Raw genomic sequence first — 229 nt, 5'->3', positions numbered from 1 at the left:
ATCATTTTGACGCCATAGATGGCTTGGAGCTCACGAAATACCTTGCGGACTTCTTCTTCGCTTTGCTCACGGATTTCTCCGATGATGTAGCGCTTGGAGGCTGGATTGCTAATGCTGCGAATCACGCGAAGTACCCGGGCCCGCGCATAAATAGCCGGCTTCACATCTTTGTTTTTCACATTAATACGATCGCCCAGGCGCACTTTCTTATGCGGAAACAAATGCTCAA

The 229-nt window shown here is 48.9% G+C and carries 1 protein-coding gene; it reads right to left on the bottom strand.

Features of this window, described 5'->3' with window-relative positions; translation table 11 throughout:
* On the bottom strand, nt 1–229 hold a 229-nt coding region (locus SB775_RS34495; RefSeq protein ID WP_410865790.1), incomplete at both ends, for a hypothetical protein.

It is taken from the genome of Peribacillus sp. SIMBA_075, from assembly GCF_046534585.1.
The sequence above is the reverse complement of the archived record's forward strand: the minus strand, read 5'-3'. Positions and strand labels throughout refer to the sequence as shown.